Genomic DNA, 13,696 nt, shown 5'->3' with positions numbered 1-13,696 from the left:
GGCAGTTCACGACATCTGGCCTCTGATGGCGTCGCCCTCCCGGAGTCCGGCAGCCGCCTGCACCCAGTCATCCATCTCAGCCTCAGGAATCTCATCGACACTGAGGACTTCAATCCGGGACAGTTCGCGGGGTTCGCACTCCGTCACAGACAGCGAACCGTCCACCATGTTGAGCGTTCGCCAGCCGTCGAGACAGTGCACAACCGCTTTGAACCGGTCAAACCGATCGTCCATGGCCAGCGACATCAGCCGTTTCTCATCAAACCGGATCTCCGGATGAATCCGCCAGCCCAGGCTGACATATCCCTGCCCCGCATTCCTGACCAGTTGCCAGGGCTGCTCGCCAATGTCGGGCGCGGGCTCAACGTGTTTTTCGTCGTGATGGTGATGGGCGTGCGGCGTCGTTACCGTGGGCAAGTCGGTCTGACCGTCCAGCCACTCGGGTCGCAGCCGGCCCTGACTCGTCCGGAACACGCCACGCTTTGGACTGGACAGGGAGGCAGCCCACTGCTCGAACGCGTCGATCTGCGCCGGCGAGGCCAGATCGGTCTTGTTGGCGACCAGAATGTCAGCGGCCGCCACCTGGTCACGAAACTGCACGTTCTCAAGCACGCGAGGGTCTTCAAGCTTGCGCGGATCGACCAGCGTGATCACCGGACCCAGATCAAGCACGTTGGCGTAGTGTTCACCGGTCAGGGTGTCCAGGATCTGTGACGGGTGACCCAGTCCCGTAGGCTCGATAATCAGGCGATCCGGCCTGGCCTGCCGGATCAGTTGGTTCAGCCCGACCTGCATGGGCAGGCCAGCCACGCAGCACATGCAGCCCCCGGGAATTTCCTTGATCGCCGCGCCCTCGGATTGGAGCATCGCCCCGTCAATGCCGACTTCGCCAAATTCGTTGACGAGCACGGCCCAGACCTCGCCGTCCGGTTTGGCTTTCAACAGGTCCAGAATCGCAGTGGTTTTACCGACACCCAGAAAACCGAGGATCAGGTTGGTCGGGATGGATGTTTTCATGAGTGCTCGTGCAGCCTTATCAGTTCTTCTGTGTTAACAAACGGTCCAGTCGGAGACGCTCACGATCGTCGAACAGTCGCCGACTGCCCCAGGACACCGCCATCAAGGTCCCGAAACCGGTACCGACGGTGATCGTAAGCATCACCAGAATCTGGTATTTGACCGCCACCGCGGGCGGACTCCCTGCCAGTATCTGACCGGTCATCATCCCAGGCAAACTGACGATGCCCGCGGCGGCCATGGCGTTGATGGACGGCATCATACCGCTTCGCATGGCGTGCCTGCGGATGTCTTCAAGTGCACCCTGCCAGGGCTCACCGAGCATCAGGCGGTTCTCGATGATCGAGCGCTGGCTCCAGACCGACTCGTTCAGGCGGTCCAGACTCAATGCCACGCCGGTCATGGTGTTACCCAGCATCATCCCGAGCAGTGGAATCGCATACTGCGGCTCATACCAGGGCTCAGGACCAATCACCACGACCAGCGCCAGCACCGTCACCGTGAAGGAGGAAACAAACATGGCCCCGGTACCGATGCCAAAGGACCAGAAGCCCCGCAACCGGCGATGCTGCCGCGCCATGACTTCCCGTCCGGCGACCAGCAGCATGATCATGGCCAGCAGGGCAACCCAATAGAATTCGGAGGATGCGAACAGTGCTTCCAGCACCAACCCGATCAACGCCAGCTGGATGATCGTGCGAGTGGCGGCAATGAGCAGGCTGCGGGCAACGCCAAGCCGGGTGACAAGGCTAACGCCCGCCAGCACCAGGATCAGCACCGCCGTAAGCGCGAGTTTCCACCAGGCAAGATCAATGACTTCCATGGACCGCCTCCAGCGTGTGCCCCCGGATCCGGTAATGCCGGCTCGCCACACGCTCAATCTGGGCGGTATCGTGGGCGACCCAGATCACCGGCAGATCCCGTTTCCGGATTTCCGCAAGCAGCCAATTTTCAACCTGGTGGATCATGGCGTCATCCAGGTTCGCGGTAGGTTCGTCGAGCAACAGGACCCGGGGATTCCGGGTCAGCGCCCGCAGGACCGCCAAACGCTGTTTCTCCCCCGAGGACAACCGGCTCACGGTCCAGTCCATCACCTCGGGCGGGAAGCCGAGTGCACCGGGCACCGTCCGGGCATCCGGCCCGAAATGGGCACCCACATCCTCGAACCACCACTGGCTGTCCGCCGGCACCATCATGACCTGCTGACGCCAGGTGTGCCCCGGGACATTGCCCTGGGCGGTATCGTCCAGCCGCACCTCCCCGTCGTGAGGATCCAGGTCCGCAACAGCCCGGAGCAGGCGGCTCTTTCCGCTGCCCGAAGGACCGGACACGCAGACGATGTCACCACCGGAAATCGAGAGATCGATGCCCTCCAGCGATCCCACGGAGAGCTTGTCCAAGGTCAGCGTCGTCAACGGGTTCTCCGCACGGGTCAGGCCTGCGCGTTGCCGTCTAGAAACAGGCGGATGAGTCTGTCCGAGAGAAAAACGTGGGCAAACGCCGGATACGGCAGGTAATGGGAAAGCAGGGTCGCGGCCGTCAGCGTATCGAAGCCGGTATCCATGAATACCCAGACCCCAAACGCCAGGAACAAGGCCCCCAGAAACCCGCCGTAAATCCACAGCGCCCGCGACCGCTCCTCCGGCAGAGGCTCCCGCTTCAGGGCGCGGGCCACGGAGAAGCCCATGTAGGCCGCAATCAAAACGGCGATCAGCACCGAGGGCAGCACACCCGTGAAGCCGAGGAGAAAGCGGCAGAGGTAGTTCGCCAGGAAAAACAGAACAATACCGGTGACCGAGACAATCGTGATGCGTGTCTTTTCCATAAAGACCTTGTGCTTGTGGGTGACATTTTTCGAAGCATGATTTGAATGACCCCAAATCATGGCAGAGCCGGTGTGAAAGCGCCAGCGCAGAGGCTGTAAGCCCGTTGCACCCCTGCTATCATGTGCTCACTCAGCCACCGACCGGACCACCGATGACCACCAGTTCCTCCACCCGTCTGAACAAATACATCAGCGAAAGCGGACTCTGCTCCCGGCGGGAGGCGGACCGTTACATCGAACAGGGCAACGTCTACATCAACGGTAAACGCGCCACGGTGGGCGATCAGGTCTTGCCGACCGACACGGTCAAGGTCAACGGCCAGGTCATTGAGCCGCGATCAGAAGAAGACCTGGTGTTCATTGCCGTCAACAAGCCGGTGGGCATCGTCAGTACCACCGACACCGCCGAAAAGCAGAATATCCAGCGGTTTGTCGGACACAGCGAGCGCATTTTCCCCATTGGCCGGCTCGACAAGGATTCCCAGGGGCTGATCTTCATGACCAGCAACGGTGACCTGGTGAACAAGATTCTCCGGGCCGGCAACAATCACGAAAAGGAATACCTGGTCACCGTCGACAAGCCCATCACCAAAGACTTTATTCAAGGTATGGCCGGCGGCGTACCGATCCTGGGCACCGTCACCAAGAAGTGTAAGATTCAACAGGAATCCCGATTCGTTTTCCGGATTGTTCTGGTCCAGGGTCTGAATCGCCAGATACGCCGGATGTGTGAACACTTCGGCTATGACGTCACCAAACTCGAACGCATCCGCATCATGAACGTCAGCCTGGGGGGCCTGCCGGTTGGCCAATGGCGAGACCTCACCAGCAAGGAGCTGGCGGTGCTGTTCGACGCCATCAAAGATTCCTCATCCGAGGCACCGCCGGGAACCCGCAAACAAACCCGCCCCGCCAAACCGGGCGGCGCTGCCACTGGCAAGCGTCCTGGCAACAAAGCCCGCAAATCCGCCGCTGGCAATAAGCCGGCCGGGAAGCCCCCGGGGCGTTCAGGTGCCAAACCGGCACCTAGCCGGAAGCCAAAGAAACAGCGCCAGCGCAGCACCAAGCGGTAGCGGCGGCCGCATCATTCTCCTCGCCAGTTCACGCTGTAGAGGTCATGGCGGCGGTCCTGAAGATTCTTCACCGTGCCGCTGTTGCGCGCAGTAATCAGTACTTCCGGACGCAAGTCGGCAAAGGCCACCGTTTCCACGTTGGGCTCTGTGTCAGCGGCAATACCATCCCGGGCGAACGGAAAATCACAGGGCGTCAGTATGCAGCTCTGGCCGTACTGGATTTCCATGTTTGGCACGTTGGGCAGGTTGCCGACGTTGCCAGACATGACGACGTAAACCTGATTCTCCACCGCCCTCGCCTGGCAGCAATAACGTACCCGCAGGTAACTCTGGCGCTCGTCGGTACAGAACGGCACAAAGACAATCTGGACCCCCTGATCCACCAGGTGTCGGGTCAGCTCCGGGAATTCGGCGTCGTAACAGATCAGCACGCCGATCGGTCCGCAATCGGTTTCGATGGCGCTGACCCGATTCCCGCCTTTCACGTTCCACCAGTACGCCTCGTTCGGGGTCGGATGAATCTTCGGCTGGGTGAAGACCTGGCCATCGCGCAGGCAGATGTAGGCGGTGTTATGAACGGTTCCATCCTCCTCGCGCACCGGCGTGGAGCCGGCAATGATATTGATGTTGTATCGCAGCGCCAGATCCCGCATGAGGTCCCGGTAGCGCCCCGCGTAATGGGTCACCGCGGCAAACGCCTCGGCGGCGCTGCCCTCTCGTCGCTCAATGGACAGCAACTGGAGCGTAAACAGCTCGGGGAACACGACGAAATCGCCCTTGTAGGTGGAGACAACATCCACGAAATAGCGAACGATCTCGCTGAACTCATCGAATGAGCTCACCGGGCGCTGCTGGTACTGCACGGTACCCACACGCACGGTGTCCGGCATTCGCCGTCCATAGCGTTTGCTCTGTTCGCCCGTACCGTTCTGGGGGACTTTCGGGTTACGCCAGACCAGATGAATGCCGTACCCGAGCGAGTCGTGATCGGCATCGAGATAATGGGGAATGACGCCGTGCACTTCGAAGCCATTGTGAAGCTGGAACGACAACACCGGATCCGACTGCTCTTTCGATCGGATGGCCTCAATGTAGTCTTCAACGGACTCGTATTTCTTCAGGCGCTTGCGCAGGGTCGGTAACCGGCCGGCGAACACGACACCCTGCAATTCGAGGGTCTGGCAGAGCTGCTTGCGTTCGTTATAGAGCCGCTCGCCAATCCGGTAACCGCGACATTCAGGGTCCACGCACACTTCCATGCCATAGAGCCAGTCACCCTCCGGATCATGACGCGAGGCGTAGCCATTACCGGTGATGGAGGTCCAGTCATGGGGCGCCAATGCAATCGAGCCGTCTATACGGAAGGTTGCACAGTAGCCGACTACCGTGTCACCGAGCATGGCAACAAACTGGCCGTCGGGGAAGGTGTTGATCTGGCCAGTCAAGGGGCCTTTGGTGTAGCCATACATGCCGGTGCCTTCGTACACTCGGCGGCTCAGTTCAATGATTCCGGGAATATCGGAGAGGGAAGCATTGCGCACGAACAGGCGCTGATCGGGATCCGAAAACGGGGGACTCATAACCACCTCAGTGCAAGCGCAGGACTTTCCTCATCTTTGGTGAGGGTCGGCGGTTTCGTCAAGGGAATTCGCCAGTTCGAAACGCTCGACCACGGTGTAGACAGAGCCCGCACCGCCCTGGTTGCTCTCCAGCAGGACAAAGGCGTCGACCTCGACGTTGCCGAAAAACGCGTCCCGGTGTTCCGCCAGCAGCCCGGCCACAGAACCCCGCTGCTTCCTGAACCGTGCCAGGGTGATATGAGGCCGGAAGGGCCGGGACTCGAACCGGAACCCCAGATGCCCCAAGCGTTGCTTCAGGAGATCATGGAGTGCGCTCACCGGCGCCTCAGGACTGACGCCAGCCCACAGGTTGCGCGGTGTGTCTGGCTGGCCAAAACACCCGACATCCCGGACCTCAAGGTTAAAGCGGGCCAGCGGCAACTCACGAAGCGCCGCACGGATTTCCGGCAGTAACTCGCTGTCCACCTGGCCCAGAAACAACAGCGTAAGGTGCAACTGGTTAGCGTTCTGCCACTTGGCACCGGCAACCGGAGCGCTCACCTTGAGCAGTCTTTTCTTGACCGGTGCCGGAACGTCGAGGGCGAAGAACAGGCGCGGCATTCATCTACTCCCCGTAGATCATCTTCCGGACCATGCCACCGTCCACCACAATGTTCTGGCCGGTGATAAAGCCGGCTTGTGGCGATATCAGATAATCGACCAGCGAGGCGATGTCTTCCGGCACCCCGACCCGGCCGGCCGGATGCTGGGCGTGATCTTCCTTGGTCAACGGCGGAACGCCCTCGGCTCGGCCCTGATGGGCACGGGTATCGATCCAGCCCGGACTGATGCAATTGACCCGGATTTCCGGGCCGAGGCTCATGGCAAGGGCGTGAGTCAGGGCAACAATGCCGCCTTTGGTGGCGGCATAGGCTTCGGTATCCGGTTCGGATTGCAGGGCCCGGGTGGAGGCGATGTTGACGATGGCACCCCGGTTTTGCCTCAGGTGGGGAACCGCGTGTTTGGTGATCAGAAACGGGCCCGTCAGATTGACGTCCAGCCGTCGCTGCCACTCCTTGAGACTCAGCGACTCGACGGGGCCGGTCTCCGGATGGGCAATGCCCGCGTTGTTGATGACGGCGTCCAGGCGACCGCCCCAGGACAGGGTCTCCCGCAGTAGCCGTTTGACATCGCGTTCGCTGGCCACATCCCCCGCAACAAACTTCAGCAAGCCGTCGCCCGATGCCGCCAGCGCTTTGCCAACGGCGTCATCAAGGTCGCTGAAAACGACTTTCCAGCCTTCGTTGCTCAAATGCTGGACAATACCCCGGCCAATGCCTTTCGCACCGCCGGTTACCAATGCCACTCGTTCAGAAGGGTTCACGGTAGCCTCCGGTCACGGGAATATTCACTCTAATCGTCGCGGCTAACCGGGAATCTGGCAAGGGCAGGAAGGAAAACAGGGCAATCAGGAAGGAAGCCGCTGCCGGAAAACCCGACAGCGAGTCAAGCGCTCCGCAGCTCAGTCGACGCGCTTCAGGGTAACGTCGATGTTGCCCCGGGTGGCGTTGGAGTATGGGCAAACCTTGTGCGCCTCATCAATCAACTGCTTGGCCTGGGCGTCGTCCATGCCTGGCAGGCTGATCCCGAGTTCCACTTCGATGCCGAACCCACCAGGAATCTGCCCGATACCAACGGTGCCTTCAATGGACGCATCTTCCGGCATGTCGAGCTTGTCACGACCCGCCACGAATTTCATGGCGCCGATAAAACAGGCGGAATAGCCCGCGGCAAACAACTGCTCGGGATTGGTACCCTTACCACCGGCACCGCCGAGCTCTTTGGGCGTGGTCAGTTCCACATCGAGAATGCCGTCTGATGAAATGGCCCGGCCATCACGACCGCCGGTGGCTTCTGCAGACGCACGATAAACAACTTGTTCAATGGACATAACACTCTCCTTCGCTTCTTCGGTGATGGATACCCCAGGCTGCCATGCAACCTCAGGGTGCCCCGGATTCAAGGTGATCGTGGAGGCGCTGCCTCAGGGCAGTCAGCTGGTTCTTCAGGTCGTCAAGCTCGTCCAGGGAGCACCCCGAGGCCGACGCCACTTGGGGCGGAACCCCCATCGCCTTTTGCCGCAGGTCTCGCCCCTGTTCCGTCAGATGAATCAGCACCTGACGCTCGTCGTCGGCAGACCGACGGCGGGAAAGCAGCCCCTGCGACTCCAGACGCTTGATCAGCGGCGTCAACGTTCCGTAATCGAGGTGCAACTGCTCTCTGAGTGCGGAGACTGACACGCCGTCGTGGTCCCACAGGACCAACATGACAAGGTACTGCGGGTAGGTCAGGCCAAGATCGGACAGCAGCGGCTTGTAAAGCTTGGTCATTGCCAACGACGCCGAGTACAAGGCGAAGCACATCTGCTGGTCGAGCTTCAGCAAGTCGTCCCGGGACGCGCAGCCATGACGTTTATCCAGTTCCAAGGCATTTACCTCGCTAACGATTACATCGTGTGCGATTTAATTTAGCAAAAGAGTTTCCAAAGCGCAACAACCCATGCCCCTATCCCCGCCAGGGCGGGGATCGCATTGGAACGGCTACTTCTCGGCCGGGGTCGGACGCACCAGAATCTCGTTCACATCCACATGTGCGGGCTGGGACACGGCATACATCACCGCACTGGCGATGTCTTCCGGCAACAACGCGTGCTCCGGGCGCTCGTCAAAGAACGGCGTGTCCACCATGCCGGGTTCAATCAAGGTGACCCGGATACCGGACCCGCGAAGCTCTTCGCGAACACCATAGCCAATGGCGGAGACCGCCCACTTCGTTGCGCTGTACATGGAGCCCGGAATCGTCACCCGGCCGGCCGCAGAACCGGTCAGCAACAGATGCCCCTTGCTTTCCCGCAGTGCCGGCAGGCAATGTTGCACGGTCAGCCCGACCCCATAGATATTGGTCAGGATCATGTCCTTCCAGACGTCCGGATCGGCCTGACTGAACCCCCCGGGTTCACCGCCACGCCCGGCATTGGCAAAGACCGCATCGATCTGGCCAAACGTGGCCATGGCCTTGTCGACCATGGCCTTCTGCTGGTCGCCATCCTGAACATCGCACTGAACCGTCAGGATGCTCGTCTTCTCACCCAACTCCTGAGCCAGGCCTCCCAGCTTTTCCCTGGATCGCGCCGCCAGCACCAGTCGGTAGCCCTGGTGGGCGGCTGCTCGCGCTGTAGCCGCACCGATGCCCGACGAGGCACCCGTAATCAGCATGACCGGCTGATTTGCCATAACTGTGCTCCCCAATCTTGAAAACCGTGTGCGTTGGTACGTCGCTGTGGAAACTGCCGATCAGTAGATATTGATCAACAGCACCGCGAGGATGGCGAGGACGAGCAGGAACCAACGGGCGTAGAAATCCGGTTTGTCGTCACCCTTGTCGGACGCGACCGCAGTGTGGCCGCCGGCTTCATACTCCTGCACCAGTTCCCGGGCCCTATACAGGTCCTCATCCTCCACATGAACATTACTGAAACCCGCTGCCCCGATCTCGCCCATGGCACCTTGCAGGTAATGTCCACCCACGTGGGCGTCGATCCCGTGGGCATTGAGATACCCCGCCACGATGTGCGCCTCGGTGATATCCCTGGCCCGATAGGCTATTTGCATCGCCCTACTCCTTCTGTGATCTTTGAGGGCAGATCCCGCCACGATCAGCGAGTATTATTGAAAGCATAGTTCGCCCCCATGTCCGGGGCCAATCTGATACGGACGCCCCATGCTCTGGATTCTTCTGGCCATCGTAGCCCTGATCATTGTCGTCACGCTGCTGCTTTTCCGAGTGGAGGACCTGTCTCACCTGGACCGTCACGACCATCCGGTCCGGGAAGGCTCACCCAGCGACGCCCATCAGGAAGTCCTTGGTCGCATTCGCGAACTCGGCCACAGTTCCCGTGGGTTGAGGGGTAAGGCGCGACTGACCGCATTGCGGAAACACATGGATGGCCTGAGCGACGGGCTCGACCTCGATTCGGAATTTCGAAAAAACCACAGCCCCCAGGGAGAATGGGTGATTGCGCCAGGTGTCGACACACGCCGGCGAGTCCTGTACATCCACGGTGGCGCCTGGGCTGCGGGCAGTCCCAGGAGCCACCGGGCCATTACCGACCGACTGTCCCACCTGGCGAATGCGGCGGTTTTTGCGGTGGATTACCGGTTAATGCCCGAAAATCGTTACATGGACGGGGTCCGGGATTGCCGAAAGGCCTACGCCTGGATGTTAAAACATGGGCCGGATGGCCCCGGAGAGGCCAGGTTTGTGGTGGTGGCGGGTGATTCGGCCGGCGGCAGCCACACGCTGGGATTGCTGGCCTGGATCCGTGACAACGGGCTCCGTCAGGCGGACGCAGCGGTGGCACTCTCCCCGTCTACCGATCTGACCCTGACGGCGCCCAGCAATCGCGACAACATTCGCACAGACCCACTGCTCGGGCCCGCGTTCGGTGGGCTCTCAAAAATTCCCCTGCCGGTCATCTGGTGGGCCACGCTTGCCGCTTTCCGGGTATCTCCGGCCAGTGCCGTCGCATCGCCGGTACGGGGGGATCTCCGCAACCTGCCACCGACTCTTATCCACGCGAGCGACACCGAAATGCTGCTGGACAACGCCCGCCGATACGCCGCCAAGGCCCAGGCCGAGGGATCGCCGGTGGTGCTGCACACCTGGCCCGGCATGGTCCATGTGTGGCACATCTTCGTCCCGTTATTGCCCGAGGCGGAAGAGGCTTTCGAGGATATCCGGGAATTTTTGCAGGAGGTTGAAGCCGGCCACGGCCAGCAGCAGGCTCAGACCTGAACCTTGCCTCGAAGCGCCTTGGTCTTTCCCTTCTGGGTTTTGCGGTCGACCCGCTTGCGCTGGGCGGCCCTGGAGGGTTTGGTCGGCCTGCGCGCCTTGCGTGGCTTTACCGCTTCCAGGATCAGGTCTTTCAGGCGTTGCAGGGCATCTTCCTTATTCAGCTCCAAAGTGCGGAAGGATTGTGCTTTGATGATAAGGATGCCGTCCTTGCTGATCCGCTGATCGTTCAGCGCCATCAGTCGTTCCTTGTAGAACGGAGGCAGGCTCGAGTGCAGGATATCGAACCTCAAATGAACAGCCGAGGCGACCTTGTTCACGTTCTGGCCGCCGGCTCCCTGGGCACGGATCTGGGTGATGTCGATCTCCCAGTCGGCGAGTTCAACAGCATTGGATAGTTTCAGCATGGAACAAGGGTAACAAATCCCGGGGCTCAAGGCCTCGAAAACCCGGTAGACGGAGCGATGTGCGGACGATTCACTTTCTATACACCCCCGGAAACGCTGATCAACGATTTCTTTCCGGATGGCCTGGAAGTCGACGGCCACTTCGACCCGGAGTACAACATCCCGCCCGGGGTGGGCATTCCGATGATTCGAACCAGCATGACCGGCCCCCTCATCCTCACGCATTCGCACTGGGGCTTCCGGCCGGTCTGGGCGGGCGACAAGGCCCCTGCCCCGATCAACGCCCGCGCCGAAACCGTGGCCACATCCAGGTACTTCCGCGAGGCGTTCGCCCACCACCGCTGCCTGATCCCGGCCAACGGCTGGTACGAATGGAAACAGACCGCTCAAGGGAAAGAACCCCACTACCTCACACCGGCCAATCCAGAGCGAACGCCCGCCATTTTCTTCGCAGGTATCTGGACACCCAGAGAGGGTGATGACACCACGGCCTGCGCGATCATCACCGAACCGGCCAGCGAGGCGTTTCGGCACATCCACGACCGGCAGCCAGTGGTGCTTGATCCTGCCTGTTTCCCGCGCTGGCTGGATCCGTCCCTGACCGACCGCGATGGCATTCGCGCTGCCACTCACCGCCTGCCGGGGGATCAGCTTGAGGCGTTCCGGGTCTCCACGGACGTCAACAACCCGCGCCATAACACCCCGGATCTGATCAACAGGATCTGACGCTCCCGATGCCTCTGTAGTATCCCGCTAATACCCGCTGCGGCAGGACCACTGCTATGGTTCCTGAGATCAGGGCCGAGCTTTCACTGGCTGGTCTGAGGAACCAACACAAGGAGAGAACCATGAGCGGGAAAAAAATTCTGATGATCACCGGTGATTTCACCGAAGACTACGAAACCATGGTGCCATTCCAGGCTCTGCAGGCCGTCGGCCACACCGTACATGCGGTGTGCCCGGACAAGAAAGCCGGCGACACGGTCGCCACGGCGATTCACGATTTCGAGGGCGATCAGACCTACACCGAGAAACCCGGCCATCGGTTTGCGCTCAACGCCGATTTTGAGGGCCTCAACCCGGCCGATTACGATGCCCTGGTGGTTCCGGGCGGCCGGGCACCGGAATACCTGCGGCTCAACACCGACGTACAAAACCTGGTGCGTCATTTCTTCGATACCGAGAAGCCCGTGGCCGCCATTTGCCACGGCGCACAGTTGCTGGCGGCAGCCGGGGTCCTGAAGGGACGTACATGCTCAGCCTACCCGGCCTGTCAGCCTGAGGTGGAACTGGCGGGCGGTAGCTTCGCCGGCCTTGAAGTTGATCAGGCCGTCACCGATGCTAATCTGGTAACAGCGCCCGCCTGGCCTGCCCACCCGGCCTGGCTGGCCCAATTTTTCAAACTGCTGGACAAGTAACAGGACGGGATGCCGGGTTTCCCCCGGCCGGACCCGCCGGGGGGACGACCGACATGTGCAAGCTCTTCATCAATGCGGATCCGGATCTCTGGGTCAGCAAAACCCATTCGCTCCGCATTGATGGCATGGTGACCAGCGTGCGCATGGAGAATACCTTCTGGAATGTTCTTGCCGAACTGGCGGAACGCGATGGCATGAACCTGCCACAGATGATTACGCGTCTCTACCATGAATCCATTGATGCCGGGCACGATCTCGGAAACTTCACTTCGTTTCTGAGAGTGTGTGCCATGCGCTATCTTGCCCTGCAACTGAGCGGCGATATACCGAGGGATACCCGGGTGTCGATCGCCAGCCTGGATGCTGACCATATCCTGGAAAAAACCGCCGAGAACCGGATGGCCGCAACGCCCCCCAGCAAATCAACCCATTAACACCAAATCGTAACCTGACATTCCAACCATTCGATAATAAGGTTGGCGGTAAACCTTCTTCCCGGAGTTACGGAATGGCAGTCACGCTCAGACAATCACTGATCCTGGTGATTCTGGCCTTTGCGCTCGGCGGCTGTGCCAGCAACCAGAACCTGCAAACCGGACACGATGCAGGGCTTACGCCGGTTGAGCCGGCTCAGTCGTCGGATAGGGCCCAGCGGCTCTGGCAGGTCTACGAACGTTATGCCGGCGCGCCCTACGAGTATGGCGGTACATCGGCCCGGGGATTCGATTGCTCCGGTTTTATCCTGACCGCGTACCGGGAAGGCCTTGGTCAACAATTGCCGCGGACGACTTCACAGATGCTGCGGTATGGCAAAGTCGTTGCGCCCGATGCCATCCAACCGGGCGACCTGGTGTTCTTCCGAATCCGCGGCAAGGAACAGCATGCGGGCATTTACATGGGCGATGACCGCTTTATTCACGCCTCCACGTCCGTGGGCGTCACCCAGTCGAAACTCGACGGTTATTACTGGAAGGACCGGTATACCGAGGCACGGCGATTCGACTAGCGAGCCCGACTCGCTCTAGCGTTTCTCACGCACGTACAGGACCTTGTGAACCCGGGCCACCAACTCGCCACTGTCATCCTTGATCTCGATGTCCCACTCGGGCAGGTATTTCTCACCGCCTGCGGTCTTGCGGCGGATCTCCGCCACGCGGTCGTCTGTGAGGTCGAAGTGGGCACTCACCCGGCCTTTGCCCGGCCGGATAAACTCGATACTGGCTGATTTGTCCCACACGATGTAATCGGTACCCAACCGTCGCATCAGCAACAGCATGTAGAGGGGGTCCACCATGCTGTAGAGCGACCCACCGAAGTGGGTACCCACGTAGTTCGTGTTGTACCAGTGCTGACGCATCTCGACCGTCGCCGCGCTGAAATCGTCGGCAATGTGGCTCACCTTGACGCCGGCACCCAGGTAGGGCCCGAAGGTTGTCAGCATGCGCCGCATGGCCCCGGCGCTGGCAAACCACTCGCGGATTTTTCTGTTCATGAGCACGCCCCTGCAGTGAATTCGGCTTTACATAGCAGCCTATCTTCTACAGGT

19 protein-coding genes are annotated in these 13,696 nt (G+C 60.6%); 6 read left to right on the top strand and 13 right to left on the bottom strand.

What is annotated here, in order from left to right; all coding sequences use genetic code 11:
• Positions 1 to 6: 6 nt before the first annotated feature.
• Genes KXD86_RS15870 through KXD86_RS15855 form a run of 4 tightly spaced genes read right to left on the bottom strand, consistent with a single transcriptional unit; the run spans position 7 to position 2,842 of the window.
• Positions 7 to 1,017, bottom strand: a complete 1,011-nt coding sequence (locus KXD86_RS15870) for a CobW family GTP-binding protein (protein WP_218637131.1) — start codon at positions 1,015 to 1,017, stop codon at positions 7 to 9.
• 19 nt (positions 1,018 to 1,036) lie between these two features.
• Positions 1,037 to 1,840: an ABC transporter permease gene (locus tag KXD86_RS15865; protein ID WP_218637130.1), complete on the bottom strand. Its 804-nt coding sequence runs from the start codon at positions 1,838 to 1,840 to the stop codon at positions 1,037 to 1,039.
• Entirely contained in the window at positions 1,827 to 2,432 is a 606-nt protein-coding gene (locus tag KXD86_RS15860) for an ABC transporter ATP-binding protein (protein ID WP_218637129.1), read from the bottom strand. Before KXD86_RS15860 ends, KXD86_RS15865 begins: the two co-directional genes overlap by 14 nt.
• Positions 2,433 to 2,449: 17 nt before the next feature.
• Positions 2,450 to 2,842, bottom strand: coding sequence for a hypothetical protein (locus KXD86_RS15855; protein ID WP_218637128.1), 393 nt, complete (start codon positions 2,840 to 2,842; stop codon positions 2,450 to 2,452).
• Between the two features lie 152 nt (positions 2,843 to 2,994).
• Here KXD86_RS15855 and rluF point away from each other — a divergent pair, with 152 nt between their 5' ends.
• Positions 2,995 to 3,915 carry a 23S rRNA pseudouridine(2604) synthase RluF gene (rluF, locus tag KXD86_RS15850; RefSeq protein ID WP_218637127.1) on the top strand — a complete coding sequence of 307 codons (921 nt, stop codon included), beginning with the start codon at positions 2,995 to 2,997 and terminating at the stop codon, positions 3,913 to 3,915.
• Positions 3,916 to 3,926: 11 nt separating this feature from the next.
• Here the strand turns inward: rluF and KXD86_RS15845 are convergent, their stop codons facing one another.
• The 7 genes from KXD86_RS15845 to KXD86_RS15815 all read right to left on the bottom strand — a co-directional run bounded on the left by KXD86_RS15845 (position 3,927) and on the right by KXD86_RS15815 (position 9,145).
• Positions 3,927 to 5,495 carry a carbon-nitrogen hydrolase family protein gene (locus tag KXD86_RS15845; RefSeq protein ID WP_218637126.1) on the bottom strand — a complete coding sequence of 523 codons (1,569 nt, stop codon included), beginning with the start codon at positions 5,493 to 5,495 and terminating at the stop codon, positions 3,927 to 3,929.
• Between the two features lie 30 nt (positions 5,496 to 5,525).
• Positions 5,526 to 6,095 (bottom strand): RNA 2',3'-cyclic phosphodiesterase, encoded by a 570-nt coding sequence (thpR, locus tag KXD86_RS15840; protein WP_218637125.1) that lies wholly within the window; start codon positions 6,093 to 6,095, stop codon positions 5,526 to 5,528.
• 4 nt (positions 6,096 to 6,099) lie between these two features.
• Positions 6,100 to 6,858 carry an SDR family oxidoreductase gene (locus tag KXD86_RS15835; protein ID WP_218637124.1) on the bottom strand — a complete coding sequence of 253 codons (759 nt, stop codon included), beginning with the start codon at positions 6,856 to 6,858 and terminating at the stop codon, positions 6,100 to 6,102.
• Between the two features lie 138 nt (positions 6,859 to 6,996).
• Positions 6,997 to 7,425, bottom strand: a complete 429-nt coding sequence (locus KXD86_RS15830) for an organic hydroperoxide resistance protein (RefSeq protein ID WP_218637123.1) — start codon at positions 7,423 to 7,425, stop codon at positions 6,997 to 6,999.
• Positions 7,426 to 7,477: 52 nt separating this feature from the next.
• Positions 7,478 to 7,897, bottom strand: a complete 420-nt coding sequence (locus KXD86_RS15825; protein WP_218637178.1) for a MarR family winged helix-turn-helix transcriptional regulator — start codon at positions 7,895 to 7,897, stop codon at positions 7,478 to 7,480.
• 177 nt (positions 7,898 to 8,074) lie between these two features.
• Positions 8,075 to 8,767, bottom strand: coding sequence for an SDR family oxidoreductase (locus KXD86_RS15820; RefSeq protein ID WP_218637122.1), 693 nt, complete (start codon positions 8,765 to 8,767; stop codon positions 8,075 to 8,077).
• A gap of 60 nt (positions 8,768 to 8,827) precedes the next feature.
• Positions 8,828 to 9,145: a putative signal transducing protein gene (locus KXD86_RS15815; protein ID WP_218637121.1), complete on the bottom strand. Its 318-nt coding sequence runs from the start codon at positions 9,143 to 9,145 to the stop codon at positions 8,828 to 8,830.
• A 109-nt stretch (positions 9,146 to 9,254) separates the two neighbouring features.
• Here KXD86_RS15815 and KXD86_RS15810 point away from each other — a divergent pair, with 109 nt between their 5' ends.
• Positions 9,255 to 10,328 (top strand): alpha/beta hydrolase, encoded by a 1,074-nt coding sequence (locus KXD86_RS15810; RefSeq protein ID WP_218637120.1) that lies wholly within the window; start codon positions 9,255 to 9,257, stop codon positions 10,326 to 10,328.
• On the opposite strand, the gene arfB is transcribed toward KXD86_RS15810, so the two are convergent.
• A complete protein-coding gene (arfB, locus tag KXD86_RS15805; RefSeq protein ID WP_218637119.1) occupies positions 10,319 to 10,732 on the bottom strand; it encodes an alternative ribosome rescue aminoacyl-tRNA hydrolase ArfB in 414 nt (137 codons plus the stop codon). The genes KXD86_RS15810 and arfB overlap by 10 nt on opposite strands.
• A gap of 57 nt (positions 10,733 to 10,789) precedes the next feature.
• Between arfB and KXD86_RS15800 the strand changes: the two genes are divergently transcribed.
• From KXD86_RS15800 to KXD86_RS15785, 4 genes are all read left to right on the top strand, one after another.
• Complete coding sequence (locus KXD86_RS15800; protein WP_218637118.1) at positions 10,790 to 11,458, top strand: SOS response-associated peptidase; 669 nt, start codon at positions 10,790 to 10,792, stop codon at positions 11,456 to 11,458.
• 122 nt (positions 11,459 to 11,580) lie between these two features.
• Positions 11,581 to 12,150, top strand: coding sequence for a DJ-1/PfpI family protein (locus KXD86_RS15795; protein ID WP_218637117.1), 570 nt, complete (start codon positions 11,581 to 11,583; stop codon positions 12,148 to 12,150).
• Positions 12,151 to 12,203: 53 nt separating this feature from the next.
• Entirely contained in the window at positions 12,204 to 12,584 is a 381-nt protein-coding gene (locus KXD86_RS15790) for a ribbon-helix-helix domain-containing protein (RefSeq protein ID WP_218637116.1), read from the top strand.
• A 74-nt stretch (positions 12,585 to 12,658) separates the two neighbouring features.
• Positions 12,659 to 13,156: a C40 family peptidase gene (locus tag KXD86_RS15785; protein ID WP_218637115.1), complete on the top strand. Its 498-nt coding sequence runs from the start codon at positions 12,659 to 12,661 to the stop codon at positions 13,154 to 13,156.
• A gap of 15 nt (positions 13,157 to 13,171) precedes the next feature.
• On the opposite strand, the gene KXD86_RS15780 is transcribed toward KXD86_RS15785, so the two are convergent.
• On the bottom strand, positions 13,172 to 13,642 hold the full coding sequence (locus KXD86_RS15780; protein WP_218637114.1) for a DUF4442 domain-containing protein: 471 nt from the start codon (positions 13,640 to 13,642) through the stop codon (positions 13,172 to 13,174).
• Between the last annotated feature and the right edge of the window lie 54 nt (positions 13,643 to 13,696).

The organism is Marinobacter arenosus (genome assembly GCF_019264345.1).
Lineage (GTDB): Bacteria > Pseudomonadota > Gammaproteobacteria > Pseudomonadales > Oleiphilaceae > Marinobacter > Marinobacter arenosus.
Note: the sequence above shows the minus strand (reverse complement) of the source record. Positions and strands in the feature narration are given on the sequence as shown.

Bases quoted from the DNA above. Each gene is read 5' to 3' on its own strand.
- KXD86_RS15825 (WP_218637178.1), bottom strand. From the start codon at position 7,897: ATGTGCTTCGCCTTGTACTCGGCGTCGTTGGCAATGACCAAGCTTTAC.
- arfB (WP_218637119.1), bottom strand. From the start codon at position 10,732: ATGCTGAAACTATCCAATGCTGTTGAACTCGCCGACTGGGAGATCGAC.
- KXD86_RS15855 (WP_218637128.1), bottom strand. From the start codon at position 2,842: ATGGAAAAGACACGCATCACGATTGTCTCGGTCACCGGTATTGTTCTG.
- KXD86_RS15810 (WP_218637120.1), top strand. From the start codon at position 9,255: ATGCTCTGGATTCTTCTGGCCATCGTAGCCCTGATCATTGTCGTCACG.
- KXD86_RS15790 (WP_218637116.1), top strand. From the start codon at position 12,204: ATGTGCAAGCTCTTCATCAATGCGGATCCGGATCTCTGGGTCAGCAAA.
- KXD86_RS15845 (WP_218637126.1), bottom strand. From the start codon at position 5,495: ATGAGTCCCCCGTTTTCGGATCCCGATCAGCGCCTGTTCGTGCGCAAT.
- KXD86_RS15830 (WP_218637123.1), bottom strand. From the start codon at position 7,425: ATGTCCATTGAACAAGTTGTTTATCGTGCGTCTGCAGAAGCCACCGGC.
- KXD86_RS15780 (WP_218637114.1), bottom strand. From the start codon at position 13,642: ATGAACAGAAAAATCCGCGAGTGGTTTGCCAGCGCCGGGGCCATGCGG.
- KXD86_RS15820 (WP_218637122.1), bottom strand. From the start codon at position 8,767: ATGGCAAATCAGCCGGTCATGCTGATTACGGGTGCCTCGTCGGGCATC.
- thpR (WP_218637125.1), bottom strand. From the start codon at position 6,095: ATGCCGCGCCTGTTCTTCGCCCTCGACGTTCCGGCACCGGTCAAGAAA.
- KXD86_RS15785 (WP_218637115.1), top strand. From the start codon at position 12,659: ATGGCAGTCACGCTCAGACAATCACTGATCCTGGTGATTCTGGCCTTT.
- KXD86_RS15800 (WP_218637118.1), top strand. From the start codon at position 10,790: ATGTGCGGACGATTCACTTTCTATACACCCCCGGAAACGCTGATCAAC.
- KXD86_RS15865 (WP_218637130.1), bottom strand. From the start codon at position 1,840: ATGGAAGTCATTGATCTTGCCTGGTGGAAACTCGCGCTTACGGCGGTG.
- rluF (WP_218637127.1), top strand. From the start codon at position 2,995: ATGACCACCAGTTCCTCCACCCGTCTGAACAAATACATCAGCGAAAGC.
- KXD86_RS15795 (WP_218637117.1), top strand. From the start codon at position 11,581: ATGAGCGGGAAAAAAATTCTGATGATCACCGGTGATTTCACCGAAGAC.
- KXD86_RS15815 (WP_218637121.1), bottom strand. From the start codon at position 9,145: ATGCAAATAGCCTATCGGGCCAGGGATATCACCGAGGCGCACATCGTG.
- KXD86_RS15870 (WP_218637131.1), bottom strand. From the start codon at position 1,017: ATGAAAACATCCATCCCGACCAACCTGATCCTCGGTTTTCTGGGTGTC.